Origin of the sequence: Burkholderia sp. DN3021 (assembly GCF_049805555.1) — a bacterium.
Lineage (GTDB): Bacteria > Pseudomonadota > Gammaproteobacteria > Burkholderiales > Burkholderiaceae > Burkholderia > Burkholderia pyrrocinia_C.
The window spans coordinates 1-2339 of sequence record NZ_JBNCAB010000200.1; the positions used below are offsets into that span (position 1 = coordinate 1).

At 57.4% G+C, this 2339-nt stretch carries 1 protein-coding gene; it reads left to right on the forward strand.

Annotated elements, in window-relative coordinates:
• Window positions 1-210: 210 nt before the first annotated feature.
• Window positions 211-2274 carry a protease pro-enzyme activation domain-containing protein gene (locus tag ACPUER_RS36365; protein WP_425133532.1) on the forward strand — a complete coding sequence of 688 codons (2064 nt, stop codon included), beginning with the start codon at window positions 211-213 and terminating at the stop codon, window positions 2272-2274.
• Window positions 2275-2339 lie beyond the last annotated feature (65 nt).

The window sequence follows — 2339 nt, forward strand, 5'->3', positions numbered from 1 at the left end:
GATCCCCGTGACTTACACGGATACCACCACGCCATCACCATCATGCCTCACGCGCGCGCGAATGGGGGACTGGCCCAGCTGAGTCGCTTACCTTTCTTTCCCTCCGTGCGTTGCATAATCGGAGCCAACGAAAAGTTGCTGCCGACGATAGGTTGTTAAAGCCGGGGGTGTAAGAAGTTTAATAAATAATCAAAATTTGAGACCAATCCAATGAAAACCAAGCATATTGCAGGATCTTTTATCGTGGCGCTTGCGGCGTTAGCGCTAGGTGGCTGCGGGGATGGCGACAATTCAACGGCGGGGACGGCGCAGGCGTACAAATTGTCGGGATTGAGGGCTTCGGGGAATGTTGTGAGTTCAATGCCGTTGAGCGCTGCGGCGCCCATTCATGTTGCGTTAGTTTTGAGGCTGAACAACGAAGCCGAATTGGATGGTTTTCTGCAGCGAGCAAGGACGCCAGGCAACGCCAGCTTCGGAGCCGTGCTGAGTTCGGCACAAGTTGCTGCGAGGTACGCTCCTACTACCGGGCAGGTTTCCGCCGTGAAAGCCTATTTGCAAAGCAATGGCTTCACGAACATCAAGGCCGCTGGCAACAATATGCTTGTCGAAGCCGATGCGCCAGCCGATGTGGTTTCTGGCGTGTTCCGTACGACACTGGTATCGGTCGCAATGGCGGATGGCAGTCAGACGCATATAAACACTACTGCCGAGACGATGCCCGATGCCATCAGCGGCATTGTTCGGTCGGTTTTAGGATTGGATACGGCAACCCGCTTGCATACACATGGTGTCCGGGCCACCGTCCGCGAGAGTGGATCGAATACAAGCGCATCGCCGACAACGGCGGCAGTCGCGGCAGGTCATAACCCTACGGCTTTTCCCGGCATCTACTCGGTGGGCAACACCCCGACGGCCGGCAACATCACCGTGGGCATCATTGCAGAAGGGAATCTGTCGCAATCTCTTGCGGACCTGACTACGTTCGAAAATAACAACCGGTTGCCCGCTGTACCCGTTTCGGTGATCAATGCTGGAACGCCAAGCGCTGATACGAGTGCGACCTCGGAATGGTCGCTCGATAGCCAGAGCATCGTCGGAATGTCCGGTGGTGTTAGACAACTCAATTTTTACGTTGCGTCATCCTTTGCGTGGAGCGATATGGCCAGCGCCATCAACCGGGCCGTGGCGGACAATACCGCTCGGGTCGTGAACATGTCGATCGGCGGATGCGAGAGTTGGGCACCCACTGCGTCAATCGATCAGTTGCTCAAACTGGCCGTAGCTCAGAGGCAGACTTTCTCCGTCAGCACTGGAGATTCAGGCAGCGTTGCCTATGGTTGCTCAGGAACCTCGGTGGAATATCCTGCCAGCTCGCCCTATGTCGTAGCCTTGGGCGGCACAACCCTGTACACGAACGCGGACGGAAGCTATGCCGGCGAGACAGCATGGGGCTCCGGTGGTGGTGGCATCAGCGCCGTTGAACCCATTCCCTCGTGGCAGTCCAACGTGTCTCCGCTCAATGGGCGAGCCTATCGCGGCATTCCGGATCTCGCGTTTGACGCGGATCCCAACAGTGGCGCGCTGATCATTGTCGGGGGACAACTTCAGCAATGGGGCGGGACGAGTCTGGCTGCTCCCCTGTTTGCCGCAACATGGGCGCGCATCCTCTCCGGCAGTTGTGGGGGGAACCGGGGATGCGCCCCACCGAGCTTATACGGCTTTCAAGCGACAACTCCGTCCATTTTTCGCGATATTTCCAGCGGTACGAACGGAGCATACAGCGCGGGCCCGGGATGGGACTTCGTCACTGGCTGGGGCACCCCAAATGTGAGCGTATTGCATTCCGCAATGTGCGTTCCGACGCCACCGATCTACGGCGGCAATATCAACGAAGGTACAACGCTGAACCCGGGGCAAATACTGTATTCACCGTCCAGGAACCATGAACTCGTCATGCAATATGACGGCAACCTCGTGCTTTACAACATGGCGAATGGCGTCGCAGTGTGGAATTCCGGAACGTCCGGAAACTCGGGAGCCTATGCCGCTTTCCAGCTTGATGGAAATTTCGTCGTTTATGGCGCGGGTGGCAAGGCACTCTGGTCGTCGTCTACCTACGGCACGTCTTATGACCAGCATCTCGCCGTGCAAGACGATGGCAACATGGTGATTTATGAGACGCATGTGCCGGTATTTTCCACCGCGACCGCTACGACGGGCTATACAAACTCCCCGAGTGGCGCTGCGGTCGTAAGCACTCGATCAGCACCGTAGCGTAGGTCGACGACGACGGGGAGCCGCGATGCTATCGGATGGGCACGACGTGAGCAGTAGACGGC

Bases quoted from the DNA above. Each gene is read 5' to 3' on its own strand.
- ACPUER_RS36365 (WP_425133532.1), top strand. From the start codon at position 211: ATGAAAACCAAGCATATTGCAGGATCTTTTATCGTGGCGCTTGCGGCG.